Source organism: Providencia sp. PROV200, from assembly GCF_049901995.1.
GTDB classification, from domain to species: domain Bacteria; phylum Pseudomonadota; class Gammaproteobacteria; order Enterobacterales; family Enterobacteriaceae; genus Providencia; species Providencia rettgeri_E.
Map to the genome: position 1 here is coordinate 4,246,468 of NZ_CP096307.1, position 13,620 is coordinate 4,260,087.

13 protein-coding genes are annotated in these 13,620 nt (G+C 42.6%); 4 read left to right on the forward strand and 9 right to left on the reverse strand.

Going from position 1 to position 13,620, the window contains the following annotated elements; translation table 11 throughout:
• Nucleotides 1-15: 15 nt before the first annotated feature.
• The 4 genes from frc to fdnG form a co-directional block, all read right to left on the reverse strand.
• On the reverse strand, nucleotides 16-1,266 hold the full coding sequence (frc, locus tag M1E86_RS19700) for a formyl-CoA transferase (RefSeq protein ID WP_125893766.1): 1,251 nt from the start codon (nucleotides 1,264-1,266) through the stop codon (nucleotides 16-18).
• Between the two features lie 654 nt (nucleotides 1,267-1,920).
• A complete protein-coding gene (fdoI, locus tag M1E86_RS19705; protein ID WP_004906828.1) occupies nucleotides 1,921-2,577 on the reverse strand; it encodes a formate dehydrogenase cytochrome b556 subunit in 657 nt (218 codons plus the stop codon).
• Complete coding sequence (fdxH, locus tag M1E86_RS19710; RefSeq protein ID WP_004906826.1) at nucleotides 2,574-3,518, reverse strand: formate dehydrogenase subunit beta; 945 nt, start codon at nucleotides 3,516-3,518, stop codon at nucleotides 2,574-2,576. Before fdxH ends, fdoI begins: the two co-directional genes overlap by 4 nt.
• 11 nt (nucleotides 3,519-3,529) lie before the next feature.
• Nucleotides 3,530-6,577, reverse strand: a complete 3,048-nt coding sequence (fdnG, locus tag M1E86_RS19715) for a formate dehydrogenase-N subunit alpha (RefSeq protein WP_125893768.1) — start codon at nucleotides 6,575-6,577, stop codon at nucleotides 3,530-3,532.
• Nucleotides 6,578-6,751: 174 nt separating this feature from the next.
• On the opposite strand from fdnG, the gene fdhD reads away from it, so the two are divergent.
• From fdhD to M1E86_RS19735, 4 genes are all read left to right on the forward strand, one after another.
• A complete protein-coding gene (fdhD, locus tag M1E86_RS19720) occupies nucleotides 6,752-7,582 on the forward strand; it encodes a formate dehydrogenase accessory sulfurtransferase FdhD (RefSeq protein ID WP_213913812.1) in 831 nt (276 codons plus the stop codon).
• 161 nt (nucleotides 7,583-7,743) lie between these two features.
• Nucleotides 7,744-8,148: a DUF6088 family protein gene (locus M1E86_RS19725; RefSeq protein WP_125893772.1), complete on the forward strand. Its 405-nt coding sequence runs from the start codon at nucleotides 7,744-7,746 to the stop codon at nucleotides 8,146-8,148.
• A complete protein-coding gene (locus M1E86_RS19730) occupies nucleotides 8,135-8,569 on the forward strand; it encodes a nucleotidyl transferase AbiEii/AbiGii toxin family protein (RefSeq protein WP_213913814.1) in 435 nt (144 codons plus the stop codon). Before M1E86_RS19725 ends, M1E86_RS19730 begins: the two co-directional genes overlap by 14 nt.
• Nucleotides 8,545-9,099 (forward strand): nucleotidyl transferase AbiEii/AbiGii toxin family protein, encoded by a 555-nt coding sequence (locus tag M1E86_RS19735; protein WP_213913816.1) that lies wholly within the window; start codon nucleotides 8,545-8,547, stop codon nucleotides 9,097-9,099. Before M1E86_RS19730 ends, M1E86_RS19735 begins: the two co-directional genes overlap by 25 nt.
• Before the next feature lie 71 nt (nucleotides 9,100-9,170).
• On the opposite strand, the gene mnmE is transcribed toward M1E86_RS19735, so the two are convergent.
• The 5 genes from mnmE to rpmH form a co-directional block, all read right to left on the reverse strand.
• On the reverse strand, nucleotides 9,171-10,535 hold the full coding sequence (gene mnmE, locus M1E86_RS19740; RefSeq protein ID WP_213913818.1) for a tRNA uridine-5-carboxymethylaminomethyl(34) synthesis GTPase MnmE: 1,365 nt from the start codon (nucleotides 10,533-10,535) through the stop codon (nucleotides 9,171-9,173).
• A 100-nt stretch (nucleotides 10,536-10,635) separates the two neighbouring features.
• Complete coding sequence (gene yidC, locus M1E86_RS19745; RefSeq protein ID WP_213913820.1) at nucleotides 10,636-12,285, reverse strand: membrane protein insertase YidC; 1,650 nt, start codon at nucleotides 12,283-12,285, stop codon at nucleotides 10,636-10,638.
• 2 nt (nucleotides 12,286-12,287) lie between these two features.
• Complete coding sequence (gene yidD, locus M1E86_RS19750) at nucleotides 12,288-12,548, reverse strand: membrane protein insertion efficiency factor YidD (RefSeq protein ID WP_102140049.1); 261 nt, start codon at nucleotides 12,546-12,548, stop codon at nucleotides 12,288-12,290.
• A complete protein-coding gene (gene rnpA, locus M1E86_RS19755) occupies nucleotides 12,512-12,871 on the reverse strand; it encodes a ribonuclease P protein component (RefSeq protein WP_125893780.1) in 360 nt (119 codons plus the stop codon). Before rnpA ends, yidD begins: the two co-directional genes overlap by 37 nt.
• A 21-nt stretch (nucleotides 12,872-12,892) precedes the next feature.
• On the reverse strand, nucleotides 12,893-13,036 hold the full coding sequence (gene rpmH, locus M1E86_RS19760) for a 50S ribosomal protein L34 (RefSeq protein ID WP_042846776.1): 144 nt from the start codon (nucleotides 13,034-13,036) through the stop codon (nucleotides 12,893-12,895).
• Nucleotides 13,037-13,620: the final 584 nt, after the last annotated feature.

Here is a 13,620-nt window from a genome sequence, read left to right on the forward strand (position 1 = left end):
CCCCCAATTTTTAAATTAGATCGCTTTGTTCGCACGCATAGTCGCAATTTCATCTGCGCTATAACCTAGTTCAGTTAGAACTTGCTCGGTGTGCTCACCCAACAATGGTGCGCTTTTGATATCCGGTGTAAATGAAGAGAATTTCATCGGGCAACCTACCGTCAAGTAAGTTCCACGTTTTGGCTGCTCAACTTCAACAATACTTCCGCTCTTACGCAGAGATTGGTCTCGTGCGATTTCACGCATACTGAGTACAGGGGCACAAGGGACACCGTATTTACTCAAGTACTCGACCGCTTCATGTTTATCTTTATCTGCTAAGAATTTTTCAATTTCAGCAAAAATATCAAAGATATGGGGCTGACGAGCCTTTGGTGTATTGTAAGCGGGATCCGTCGCCCATTCAGGCTTACCAATCGCTACACAGGTTTGCTCCCAGTCCTGTTCTTGGATAGTAAAATAAATATAAGCATTTGGGTCTGTTTCCCAGCCTTTACATTTTAAGATCCAACCTGGCTGGCCACCACCGCCAGCATTACCGCCACGAGGAACGGCATCACCAAATGTGCCATTTGGGTATTGTGGATATTCTTCAAGATAGCCAATTTTCTCTAAACGTTGCTGGTCACGAAGTTTGACACGGCACAAGTTGAGTACAGCATCTTGCATCGACATAGTCACTCGCTGGCCTTTGCCAGTTTTCTCACGATGTAATAGCGCTGCAAGTAAGCCAATCAGCAAGTGCATACCCGTATTGCTGTCACCTAGCGCAGCGGCACTCACTAATGGTGGGCCATCCCAAAACCCTGTGGTTGATGCGGCACCACCTGCGGCTTGGGCAACGTTTTCATAAGCTTTAACATCTGCATAAGGCGAGTCTTCATCAAAACCTTTGATGGAACCAAAAATCAAACGAGGATTTAATTCTTGAATGTGTTCCCACGTAAAACCCATATGGTCAATCGCACCAGGGTGGAAGTTCTCAACGAGGACATCGGCCTGCTTAATCAGCCGCTCCATAACCTCTTTACCTTCAGGAGTCTTTGTATTCAATTCCACTGAACGCTTATTACTATTGAGCATCGTGAAATACAGCGCATCCACATCAGGGATATCCCTTAATTGGTTACGCGTGACATCTCCAACTCCGGGGCGTTCAATCTTAATAACATCTGCGCCGAACCACGCTAACATTTGAGTACAAGATGGTCCTGATTGTACACCGGTGAAATCCAGTACTTTAATACCTTGTAAAGGAAGATCCATGTGGTACCTCTTTATTTAGCTATCGTAAATGGAATGAATTAGTGTTCTATTATTTAGCTGTGTTAAAAAGATATTTAAATATATGACTGTTTTTATATTTATTAATAATTATATTACTATTTTTATTAAATAATATCACTAATGTCCAGCAATTAATTCCTTTAATATATGTACATCATAACGCTCTTAAAAGGAATAAATATTAGAATATTAGTTTACTTTTAAATCAAAATAAAAAACAAAGTCTCGAACCAATCAATAATGACCATTTAAGATAGACATTTATTGATCTAATATCAATATCCAATAGATATTTACAAAAAAATAACAACCGCCAAAACAACCAATTATCAATCAGTTAAAGTTTTAATGTCTTTTTTTTTACATAAAATAAAAATGAATGAATATTTATTTGTTTATTATTGGTTTAAAAAAATAACTTATATGCAAAATTAGAGCGTCTTTATTTGATGTGCTTTTTTTATTAATCTTATTTTGATTGGATATAATCATAATAAAATCGTAAATAGGTCATCAAATAAATATATCTCATTTTCTTTCTTTCAAATAAATTGAAGATTTATATTTTTTAGATATAAAAAACCCACAAATAACATTAGTCATTTGTGGGTTTGATAACAACAATAATAAAACTTAGTTTTTCTCTTGTTGCTGTTTTTGCTGTTTTTCTTTTTCCAAAAGCTGGCGGTACCACAATGGATGGTGTTTTCTAGCCCAACCACGAGTCACCCAACCTTCAACCATCGCACGCACTGAACCTTTCACCCAAATCGCGGCATAAGCGTGAACCACAATCATGATAATCAGCGCAATTGCAGAGAGCGAGTGAATAAGAATAGCTGCACGATAAACAGGGATTGGGAAATAATCTGCGAAATAAGGACGCCACATGATCACTCCCGTGATCACCAGCGCCAATAAGCAGATAGTGACCACCCAATACACCCCTTTTTGGCCTAGGTTATATTGGCCGACATCGCCCGCTTCTTCGTTTTTCAGTACTTTGCCGATATTTTTTGCCCACTTAATATCTTCTTTATTAATGAAGTTATGGTGGAAATAACGGAAGAACATAAATACGAACAGCAAGAACATCGCCGTCCCCACGAATGGATGCAAAATTCGCGACAGTTGTGGTGTACCCAAAATGTTCATAAACCAGTTTAGGGATGGGAAAAAGAACCCGAGCCCACTGATTGCGGTGAACAAGAAGCAAATCACAACCGCCCAGTGATTGATCCTTTCAATCGGCTTATGGCGGATAATTTTGTCGTTATCATCTGGCATCATTTCTGATCCTCCCCTTCTTTTGATTTCGAAGTGTCAGATGACATTGCATTATGCAAATCTTCTAAAGCCTCTTCTTCATCTTTTTTGGAGACGCGGTTCGGACCAATACCCACATAGTGGAAGATGGCCGCCGCAAATGTTGCAGCAAAACCAACCGCTGCTAACGGCTTCCAGATACCTTTCCAGAAAGTCACTGTAGGGCTGATTGTCGGGTTCTCCGGCAATCCGTGATACAGCTGAGGTTTATCTGCATGGTGCAGGACGTACATCACGTGCGTACCTCCAACACCTTCAGGGTCATATAAACCTGCATTCGCATAACCACGTGTTTTCAGCTCTTCTACACGCTCGCCAGCCATGTTGATCATGTCCTCTTTGCTACCAAAATGGATAGCGCCTGTTGGACAGGTTTTCACACACGCAGGCTCTTGGCCGACTTCAACACGGTCAACACACAGCGTACATTTGTATGCGCGGTTATCTTCTGGGTTAATACGCGGTACATCAAACGGGCAACCCGCAATACAATAACCACAACCAATACAGTGTTCCGATTGGAAGTCAACGATACCGTTTTTGTACTGCACTATCGCGCCTTCCGAAGGACACGCCTTCAGGCAGCCTGGGTCAGCACAGTGCATACAGCCATCTTTACGGATCAGCCATTCGAATTTATCGTTCTCTTCCACTTCAGAGAAGCGCATTACCGTCCATGACTTAGCGGTTAAATCTGTTGGGTTATCATATACCCCAACGTTAGTACCAATTTTGTCACGGATATCGTTCCATTCGGAACAGGCAACCTGACAAGCTTTACAGCCGATACAGGTCGTCACATCGATAAGCTTTGCAACTTCTTCCTTATAGTCCCGCACCTGAGGTGCGGGAGTCAGGGAATTGGTGGCAGAGCGACGAATAATGTCCTGAGATTGCATTGACATAATTTATCTCCTTACACCTTTTCCACATTGACAAGGAATGATTTAAATTCCGGTGTCTGAGTATTCGCATCACCCACAAACGGCGTTAATGTGTTAGCAATAAAGCCTTTCACAGCCAAACCTTCAAAGCCCCAGTGAATAGGAATACCGATAGTATCGATATCTTTCCCAGCCACTTTCAGCGTATGAATACGTTTGGTCACCACCGCTTTCGCTTTGATGTAACCACGTTTGGAGCTGACTTTCACCGTATCGCCTTGCTTGATCCCTTTCTCATTCGCTAAACGTTCACCAATTTCAATGAACTGCTGTGGCTGAATGATGGCATTTAACAAGGCGTGTTTTGTCCAATAGTGGAAATGTTCAGTCAAGCGATAAGTGGTTCCCACATAAGGGAATTCTGTCGCTTTACCCATCTGCGCCCAGTCATCTTTAAACACACGAGCCGCCGGGTTTGACACAACTTTCGGGTGCAGTGGATTGGTATCCAATGGCGTTTCTATCGGTTCGTAATGCTCTGGGAATGGGCCTTCGGCCATTTTATCCAGTGCAAATAGGCGTCCCATTCCTTCTGGCTGCATGATAAACGGACCAACACCACTACCTGGTGCAGCATTGCTATAGTCAGGAATATCCATGCCTATCCACTTGCTGCCATTCCACTCAAGGATTTGACGTTTTGGATCCCACGGTTTACCCATTGGGTCTGCCGATGCGCGGTTATAAATCACACGGCGGTTAAGAGGCCACGCCCATGCCCAACCTAATGTATTCCCCAGACCCGTTGGGTCAGAGTTATCACGGTTAGCCATTTGGTTGCCTTTTGGTGTCCAGCTACCTGTAAATATCCAGCAGCCACTCGCGGTGGTACCGTCATCACGTAACTGTGCAAACGAGCTCAGCAACTCACCTTTTTTCGCAATAACGTTGCCATCAGCATCTTTCAAGTCAACCAAGGCATAGCCATTGTTTTCTTGAGCAACTTCTTCTGGCGTTGGGTGATCACGGTCGAAGTAATTCCAAGTCATACTTAGAACTTGTTCAGGTACCGCACCACCTTCAGACGCATACAGTTGGCGTAAACGGTGGAAAATACCGGATAGAATTTCACCATCACTAATCGCTTCACCAGGTGCATCTGCGCCTTTCCAGTGCCACTGTAGCCAACGCGCTGAGTTAACAATCGAACCATTTTCTTCAGCAAAACAACAAGATGGCAGGCGGAATACCGTCGTTTGGATTTCTTCCGGCTTCACATCATTCATTTCGCCGTGGTTTTGCCAGAAATTCGACGTTTCGGTGTTCAGCGGGTCAACGGTGATTAAATACTTCAGCTTAGAAAGTGATTTAATCACTTTGTTTTTATTCGGGAATGAGGCCACTGGGTTAAAGCCTTGGCAAATATAGCCATTTACTTCGCCCTTATCCATCATCTCGAAATAACGCAGCACATCGTAGCCTTGATCCCATTTCGGTAATAAATCAAAGCCCCAGTTGTTTTCTTTCTGCGCTTTATCGCCATAGAACGTCTTCATCAAACTAACAAAGAATTTCGGGTAATTACCCCAATAGTTCACTTGGCCTTCAACCGTCGCTTTTGGCGTGTTTGCAGCTAAGTAACTTTCTAATGTCGTTTGTTTTTCTGATGGTAAGGTTAAATACCCCGGCAAGCTTTGAGATAGCAAACCTAAGTCAGTCAAACCTTGGATATTGGAGTGTCCGCGCAGTGCGTTAACACCACCGCCTAACATCCCCATATTACCCAACAGTAATTGGATCATCGCCATGGTACGGATATTTTGCGCACCCACGGTATGTTGAGTCCAACCTAATGCGTATAAGAACGAGGCTGTTTTATCTTTAGCACTGGTTTCTGCAAGGTACTCACAGACTTGCAAGAAGTCTTTGATTGGCGTCCCACAGATGTTATTCACCACTTCAGGTGTATAACGGCTGACGTGCTCTTTTAATAGGTTTAACACACAACGTGGGTGTTTCAGAGTCGGATCGCGCAGCGCAAGGCCGTTTTCATCCATCTCATAGTTCCACGTGGTTTTGTCGTATTGACGTTTTTCTTCGTCATAACCTGTAAACAGGCCATCATCAAACCCATAATCTTCACGAATAACTAAACTGGCGTTGGTATACGCTTCCACGTATTCACGCTGAATTTTCTCATTATCCAGTAAATATTTGATAACACCCGATAAAAATGCGATATCAGTCCCTGAACGGATAGGCGTGTAAAAATCCGCCACTGCCGCAGTACGGGTAAAGCGTGGGTCAATAACAATGAGTTTGGCTTTATTATGGATTTTAGCTTCCATCGCCCAGCGGAAACCGACTGGATGCGCTTCTGCCGCATTACCACCCATAACGACAACTAGGTTTGCATTTTTAATGTCAACCCAGTGGTTGGTCATCGCACCGCGACCAAATGTTGGAGCAAGACTTGCTACCGTTGGTCCGTGTCAGACACGCGCTTGGTTATCAACGGCAAGCATGCCGAGAGCGCGGGTGAATTTTTGCGTTACAAATCCGCTTTCGTTACTACCAGCCGATGCGCACAGCATACCGGTGGTTAGCCAACGGTTAACCGTCACACCCTCTTTATTTTTCTCAATAAAGTTCGCATCGCGGTCTTCTTTCATTAGCTTAGCGATACGATCAAATGCGTCGTTCCAAGTGATACGTTTCCACTCATTAGTACCCGGCTCACGCACTTCAGGGTATTTCAAGCGGCTTTCACTGTGGATAAAATCGATAAGTCCAGCACCTTTCGGACAAAGTGCACCACGGTTTACCGGATGATCCGGGTCCCCTTCAATATGGAAAATGCTCTCTTTAGCATTTTTCGCGCCATCACCGAGGCTGTACATCAACAGCCCACAGCCGACAGAACAGTAGGTACAGGTATTTCTGGTTTCCTTCGCACGCAGTAATTTATACTGGCGCGTTGACGCTAACGCGGTGGCGGGTGCAAAACCCAAGGCCGCTGCCGTCGTACCTGCCATACCGCCAGCGCAGATCTTAAAGAACTGCCTTCTGCTGACTTGCATGGGGATCTCCTCATTTACATTGCTCATGTTTACCTAACGTCAATCGCGATAATCAGGTAAACTCTTCTTATTCAACGTTATCCTTACGTATCCAGGTTCATTGCCTGGCAAATGGTGTAAATTCTTTTTACCCATAATTAATATTATGTATCATTAATGCTAGGAATTCATCTAATGTATGAAACAAATACTACAAATGACTCCAAATTAACCAAAATGATTGGCTTAAACCAAACAACCGTGCAACAAAAAGGCAACCTTGATTTGCCTGTTAATGACTATGTTGCCGAAGAATATCCTGTTGCTTTAGTCTTCAATGGCATATCCCATGTGGTAATGATGGCAACGCCGAAAGATCTTGAGGACTTCGCGGTTGGGTTCGCTCTTTCTGAAGGGATAATACAGTCAGGTGATGAAATTCGTGGAATTGATATCGTTGAAGGCTGCAACCGCGGAATTGAAGTACAAGTAGAATTATCTAGCCGCCGGTTTATGGAGTTAAAAGAACGTCGCCGTAATTTAGCGGGGCGTACTGGCTGTGGTATTTGTGGAACAGAACAACTTGACGAAATCTTCAAACCTATCGCCCCTCTGCCTTTCACCCAAACCTTTTCTTTGTCCTACCTCGATAATGCATTACATGAATTGAAAAAAGTGCAAGAAATTGGTGCACTGACGGGCTGTACCCACGCTGCTGCATGGATCTCTCCAGAAGGTGTGTTAGTGGGAGGTTGCGAGGATGTCGGTCGCCATGTGGCTCTTGATAAACTTTTGGGAATGAAACATCGCAACCAATGGCAGCAAGGTGCGGTACTGGTTTCTAGCCGTGCCAGTTATGAAATGGTGCAAAAAGCCGCCAGCTGCGGCGCAGAAATTCTGTTTGCCGTTTCTGCGGCTACCGCCCTCGCTATTGAGGTAGCAGAGAAAGCCAACTTAACGTTAGTTGGATTCTGTCGTCAGGGGAAAGCCACGGTGTTTACGCATAGCTTTCGTATCAGGAACTAATTTTTAAAAATTAAATCTAATAATTGCAATATCATATAAATTATATCAGATTGAAAAATAATAAATATTTGTCATTTTAACTTGTTATTTTTGTCGTATTTTCTCCATTGAGAAATGTTGTATTTTTGATTATAATATAATCAAAGCGCATAGGAGGTATAATGACAATACAAGACAGAATACAAAAAAAAGTAAAGCGTTCTAGACGTTCTGTTTTCCTACGCTCTGACTTTTCAAAAATAGCTGATTATGATCAAGTAGGCCGTATACTCAAAAAACTTACAGACAATGGTTTATTAATGAGAATTGGTTATGGTGTCTATGTAAGAGCCAGAGTGAATCGCATCACTGGTAAATTAATGCCAGATAACCCAAGTGGTGCTGATGGCGTTATTATCGAAGTAATGAAAAAACTCAATGTTGATTATACTTTTGATAAGCTATCTATGATGAATTTGTCTGGTGAGAGTACACAAATTCCTTCTAACATTAAAATTATCCCTAAAAATCCTAAATTTACTCGTAAAATTAAGGTAGGGAAACAAAGTATCAATGAAACTCGATAGCTCTTTATTTATTGATGTTGCCGATGCCATAGGGCTCGGCAACCCTGCAATAGTTGAAAAAGATTATTATGTTGTTCAATTACTTAAACTACTATCTAACTTTCAGTTTACATATCACCAAGCCATCTTTTCAGGAGGAACAGCTCTCGCCAAATCGGATATCAAAACTTATCGAATGTCTGAAGACATTGATATAAAACTAATTCCAAACCAAAGATATCTTGAATTAGCATCTCGAAATGCAAGAAAAACAGCCAGAAAAGAAATAAAAAAAATTATTGAAGAAATAATTAACCAAAATCCTATTTTTTCTTTAGATAATGCGCCTTCTGTTAAAGATGAATACCGCTATTTTTCCTTTGATATCCGTTATCCTCAAGATCACAGGCAAGTACCATGTTTACGCCCTTTTATAAATTAGAATTTATAGAGACAGACCTTCTTAGTGAACCCATATCTAGGAATATTCAATCTATTTATTCAAATGTTACAGAATCTGATATCGAAATTTATAACATGATTTGCTCGGCAATTATTGACACTCAAGCTGAAAAGTTACTATCAATGCTACGAAGAACAGCGAGTGTTGCAAGAAATGGCCAACGTGAAGATGATGAGACACTTATTCGACATGTTTATGATACTTTTCATATACAGCTATCCCAACCATCTAATATTGAATTCTTAAGTCAATTACTGAAAAAAGCACTTGATGGAGATATTACAAGATACGGAAATCAACACACACAACTGGTTGACTCGCCTATTACAGAACTTCGCTATGGGCTAAAATTATTAGTAGAAACCCCCAAATTCATAGAGCGTTATAATAACTATGTAAGTCCTATGGTTTATGCAGAAGTTCCTATTCAATGGGATGAAGCAATTATTGCTTTTACTAACTTAGCTAATCAAGTATTGGATTATATAGAACAAAAACTTAATAAATAAACTAAAAGTTAGCCAATCTTTATTACCCATTGGCTAACCACTGTACCTTTTATCTTACTAGCTAATAGTCATCACTTCCCAATGCAAAAACTGGAGAAAATTCGGCCTAATAAATCATCAGAAGTAAATTCACCCGTGATTTCGCTAAGTTCCTGCTGAGCTAAACGTAATTCCTCCGCCAGTAACTCACCGGAGCGAGCATTCACTAACTGGTCATAGCCCTGTTCAAGGTGAACGGCTGCTGCATTCAGTGCTTGTAAATGACGACTACGAGCAAGGAAACCACCTTCTGTATTACTGTTAAAGCCAATGGCTTCTTTTAGGTGATCGCGCAACAAATCAATGCCTTTTTCTTCGCGCGCAGACAAACGAATTAACGGATAACGGGTATTATCAATAAACTCAACCGGTTCGCCTGTCATATCTGCTTTGTTACGAATGACGGTGACCGGAAGTTCATCAGGTAAACGCGCCATAAATTCAGGCCAAATCTCTTGTGGCTCTGTTGCATCGGTTGTAGTGCTATCGACCATAAACAGCACGTGGTCCGCTTGTTCAATCTCTTGCCAAGCACGCTCAATACCAATTCGTTCCACTTCATCACTGGCTTCACGTAGCCCTGCGGTATCAATGATATGCAGTGGCATGCCATCAATGTGAATATGTTCACGCAACACATCACGCGTCGTACCCGCAATATCCGTGACAATCGCAGCTTCGCGACCCGCCAATGCATTTAACAAGCTCGATTTACCTGCATTTGGGCGCCCAGCAATCACCACTTTCATCCCTTCACGCAATAAACTGCCTTGGCGTGCTTGGGAGCGAACTTGCTCTAAATCTGCCACGACTTCATTGAGTTTTGCTTCAATTTTACCGTCAGACAGGAAGTCAATTTCTTCATCAGGGAAATCAATCGCAGCTTCTACATAGATGCGCAAGTGAGTGAGTGCTTCCACCAATTGGTGAATATGGGAAGAAAATGCGCCCTGTAAGGAGTTCATTGCGGAACGAGCCGCTTGCTCTGAACTTGCATCAATCAAGTCAGCAATCGCCTCTGCTTGGGCTAAATCCAGCTTATCATTTAAAAATGCACGCTCAGAGAACTCCCCTGGATTCGCAATGCGAATACCCGAGATCGTTAATATTCTTCTTAGCAATAAATCAAGAATGACTGGGCCGCCATGTCCTTGTAATTCAAGCACATCTTCACCCGTAAATGAATTTGGTCCAGGAAAGTAAAGCGCAATACCTTGGTCAAGGACAGCACCGTCCACATCACGAAATGGCAAATAATCTGCATAGCGTGGTTTAGGAAGTTTTCCTAGCACGATTTCAGCAACTTGTGCCGCTTTCGGGCCAGATACACGTAAAATACCAACACCGCCACGACCGGGAGGTGTTGCCTGTGCGACGATAGTATCGTTGATTTGCATGATGTTTCTCTGTCATTCCTATAAAAAATTAAGGCGGTCATTAAATGGCCGCCTTAATATTATATCGATAGCTGAGCGGAAGGCTCACCTAAAATTCAATTTATTTCTTTTCTTTTTTATCGCGACTGTGTAAACCACGTTTTTCCAGACCACGATAAATCACTTGCTGCTGGATGATAGTCACTAAGTTACTCACGATATAGTACAGTACCAGACCTGATGGGAACCACAGGAAGAAGATAGTGAACACGACTGGCATGTACGTCATAATCTTCTGCTGCATTGGGTCAGTGACTGCAGTTGGTGACATTTTCTGGATCACAAACATCGTTACACCCATCAATACCGGTAGGATGTAGTACGGGTCTTGTGCAGACAAGTCTTGGATCCAACCGAAGAATGGCGCGTGACGCAGTTCAACAGAACCCATCAACATGTAGTAAAGTGCAAGGAAGATAGGCATTTGGATAAGCAGCGGTAAACAACCACCCAGTGGGTTTACTTTTTCCGCTTTATACATCGCCATCATTTCTTGGCTCATGCGCTGTTTATCATCACCAATACGCTCACGCATTGCAGCCAGTTTAGGTTGCAGTAAACGCATTTTCGCCATCGAGGTGTACTGTGCTTTAGTCAGCGGGTACATAATACCACGAACGATAAAGGTGATAACGATGATGGCAATACCCCAGTTACCCACAAAACCGTGAATGAATTTCAACAGTTTAAACAGTGGCTGAGAGATAAACCATAACCAACCATAATCTACAGTTAAGTCTAAATGAGGTGCAACTGCGGCCATTTCTGACTGAATTTCAGGACCAACCCATAACGTTGATGAATAAGTACCCGCACCGTTAGCTGCGATAGTCATTGGTTCACTCTTATAACCAATGATGGCAGATTTTTTATCAAGGTCGATAGTATAGAAAGTGCTCTTCTCAGAACTTGCAGGGATCCATGCCGTTGCAAAGTATTGTTGCAACATGGCCACCCAGCCACCTTTGGTGGTTAAGTCGAGGTTTTTATCTTCGATGTCACCAAAACTATATTTTTTATAGTTGTTTTCATCAGAAGAATACGCCGCACCACGATAGGTATGCAGAGCAAAGTTGCTACTGCCTGTATCACGCTCTTTCGGTAACTCAATTGTTTGTTTTAACTGACCAAAGAAAGCGAGGCTCAGTGGTTGAGCGGTTGGGTTTTGAATACTGTATTCAACTTCAACAGTATATTGGCCACGTTTAACAATGTACGTTTTCTGATACACAACACCGTTGTTATCTGTAAATGTCATTGGTACGCGCAAAGCGTCCTGGCCTTCCCCTAATGTGAAAGTGTCGGAATCTACGCTATACAGTGGACGTTCGCCATTATTATTTGCTGGGTTGTCTGGACCATGAAGACCAATCAAACCACTCTGTGCCTGGTAGACAAAGCCTGGATTAGTTTCCAGTAAACGGAAAGGACTTTCCGAATGAAGGGTCGCAGGATAGGCTAACAGGTCAGCCTCATCGATATCACCACCACGAGTATTGATGCGAATATCCAGTACATCAGTCTTGACTGTGATGAGCTTACCTTGCTCACTGCCAGTAACGGCTTGAGCATCACTGCTTGGCATATCCGCTTGTTGCGAAGCTTGAACAGTTTTCACGTCCTGAGCAACTTTATCGCTCTCCCAGGCCTGCCAAACTAAGAACGACACGAACAACAAAGCGATGAGTAGAAGATTGCGTTGCGAATCCATCGTTATAATTCTCTATTATCATCAGTTTTTCTAGGTGGGACAGGATCATCTCCACCAGCGTGTAAAGGGTGGCATTTTAATACGCGTTTTGCCGTTAACCAACTCCCTTTTAACATACCAAACCTGCGCAATGCCTCAATTCCGTAATTTGAACAAGTGGGATTGAAGCGACAACGAGGTCCTAACAACGGGCTAATAGCCAGTTGGTAGCCTCTGATCAGCATGATCAGGATTTTTGAGCCAAGCGACGATGACGACGCCATAACTTATCCAATGTTTCCGTGATCTGTTGATTGTCAAGATTGGCGACCCCTTTCCTTACCAATAACACAAAATCCATTGGAGGCAAGTCGTGTTGATGCAAACGAAAGTATTCACGCGCTAATCGTTTAATACGATTTCGCTCATGAGCTCGTTTAACATTTTTTTTAGCGATGGTAAGACCGATGCGGGGATGCCCCAGCTCGTTTAGGCGACCAAGGATTGTTATCTCTGGGGAACTCGCCCTCTGCGGCTGCTTAAAGACATTATCGAAATGCCTGGGAGTTAACAAACGTAACTCCCGGGTAAAAGCGAGCGTAACCACTTGAATAGAGGGCTAGCTTTATTACTTAGATGAAACGGTCAGACTAGAGCGGCCTTTCGCACGACGGCGAGCCAGAACTTGACGACCATTTTTAGTAGCCATACGAGCGCGGAAACCGTGTGAACGGTTGCGCTTCAGTACAGACGGTTGAAAAGTGCGTTTCATAACGATTTCTACCTAACTTTAAAATTTATTACTGATTCAGTAAACGCGTTGGCAACCAGTGAAAACTGATTTACACCTGTGCCTCTATCGCAACAATATAGAAAGAGGCAGGATTGTAATAAAACATAGGGGGTCACGTCAATGAAATGACGCAATCAAACCACTTTTATTTATAGCCTGGCTGACCGGTTTGCCGACATATGTTGTGACAGCCGACGAATGATTACATTCGTATACTGGCCGAAAACCTGCTTTTGCCCCCGCCCCGCCTAACATTAATGTTAAAATAGAGCGATACGACCCAACAAGTTTACCTCAGTTTCGTGTAAAAATCACATCAGTACTGTACACAGGGAGGAAGATTATACGGACTCCGACCTAAAGCGCAAGGATCTTCAAGAGATCTAAAAATATTTTTTGATCATACAGAATATTTCCTGTAAATCGTCTAAAGTTATCCCCAGCATGTGGAAAAATGGCTGTAAATTAAGGTAGCCCAGTCTATTTCTTCTTTATAAGAGGTTCCTTATCACATTTACCTGTGGATAAAAAGCATAAAAACTGTGTAAAAGAATGGAGATCTC

Coding starts and splice junctions, on each gene's coding strand:
- fdoI (WP_004906828.1), bottom strand. CDS start 2,577: ATGATGCCAGATGATAACGACAAAATTATCCGCCATAAGCCGATTGAA.
- yidD (WP_102140049.1), bottom strand. CDS start 12,548: ATGGCGTCGTCATCGTCGCTTGGCTCAAAAATCCTGATCATGCTGATC.
- M1E86_RS19735 (WP_213913816.1), top strand. CDS start 8,545: ATGTTTACGCCCTTTTATAAATTAGAATTTATAGAGACAGACCTTCTT.
- mnmE (WP_213913818.1), bottom strand. CDS start 10,535: ATGCAAATCAACGATACTATCGTCGCACAGGCAACACCTCCCGGTCGT.
- fdhD (WP_213913812.1), top strand. CDS start 6,752: ATGTATGAAACAAATACTACAAATGACTCCAAATTAACCAAAATGATT.
- yidC (WP_213913820.1), bottom strand. CDS start 12,285: ATGGATTCGCAACGCAATCTTCTACTCATCGCTTTGTTGTTCGTGTCG.
- rpmH (WP_042846776.1), bottom strand. CDS start 13,036: ATGAAACGCACTTTTCAACCGTCTGTACTGAAGCGCAACCGTTCACAC.
- frc (WP_125893766.1), bottom strand. CDS start 1,266: ATGGATCTTCCTTTACAAGGTATTAAAGTACTGGATTTCACCGGTGTA.
- M1E86_RS19725 (WP_125893772.1), top strand. CDS start 7,744: ATGACAATACAAGACAGAATACAAAAAAAAGTAAAGCGTTCTAGACGT.
- fdxH (WP_004906826.1), bottom strand. CDS start 3,518: ATGTCAATGCAATCTCAGGACATTATTCGTCGCTCTGCCACCAATTCC.
- M1E86_RS19730 (WP_213913814.1), top strand. CDS start 8,135: ATGAAACTCGATAGCTCTTTATTTATTGATGTTGCCGATGCCATAGGG.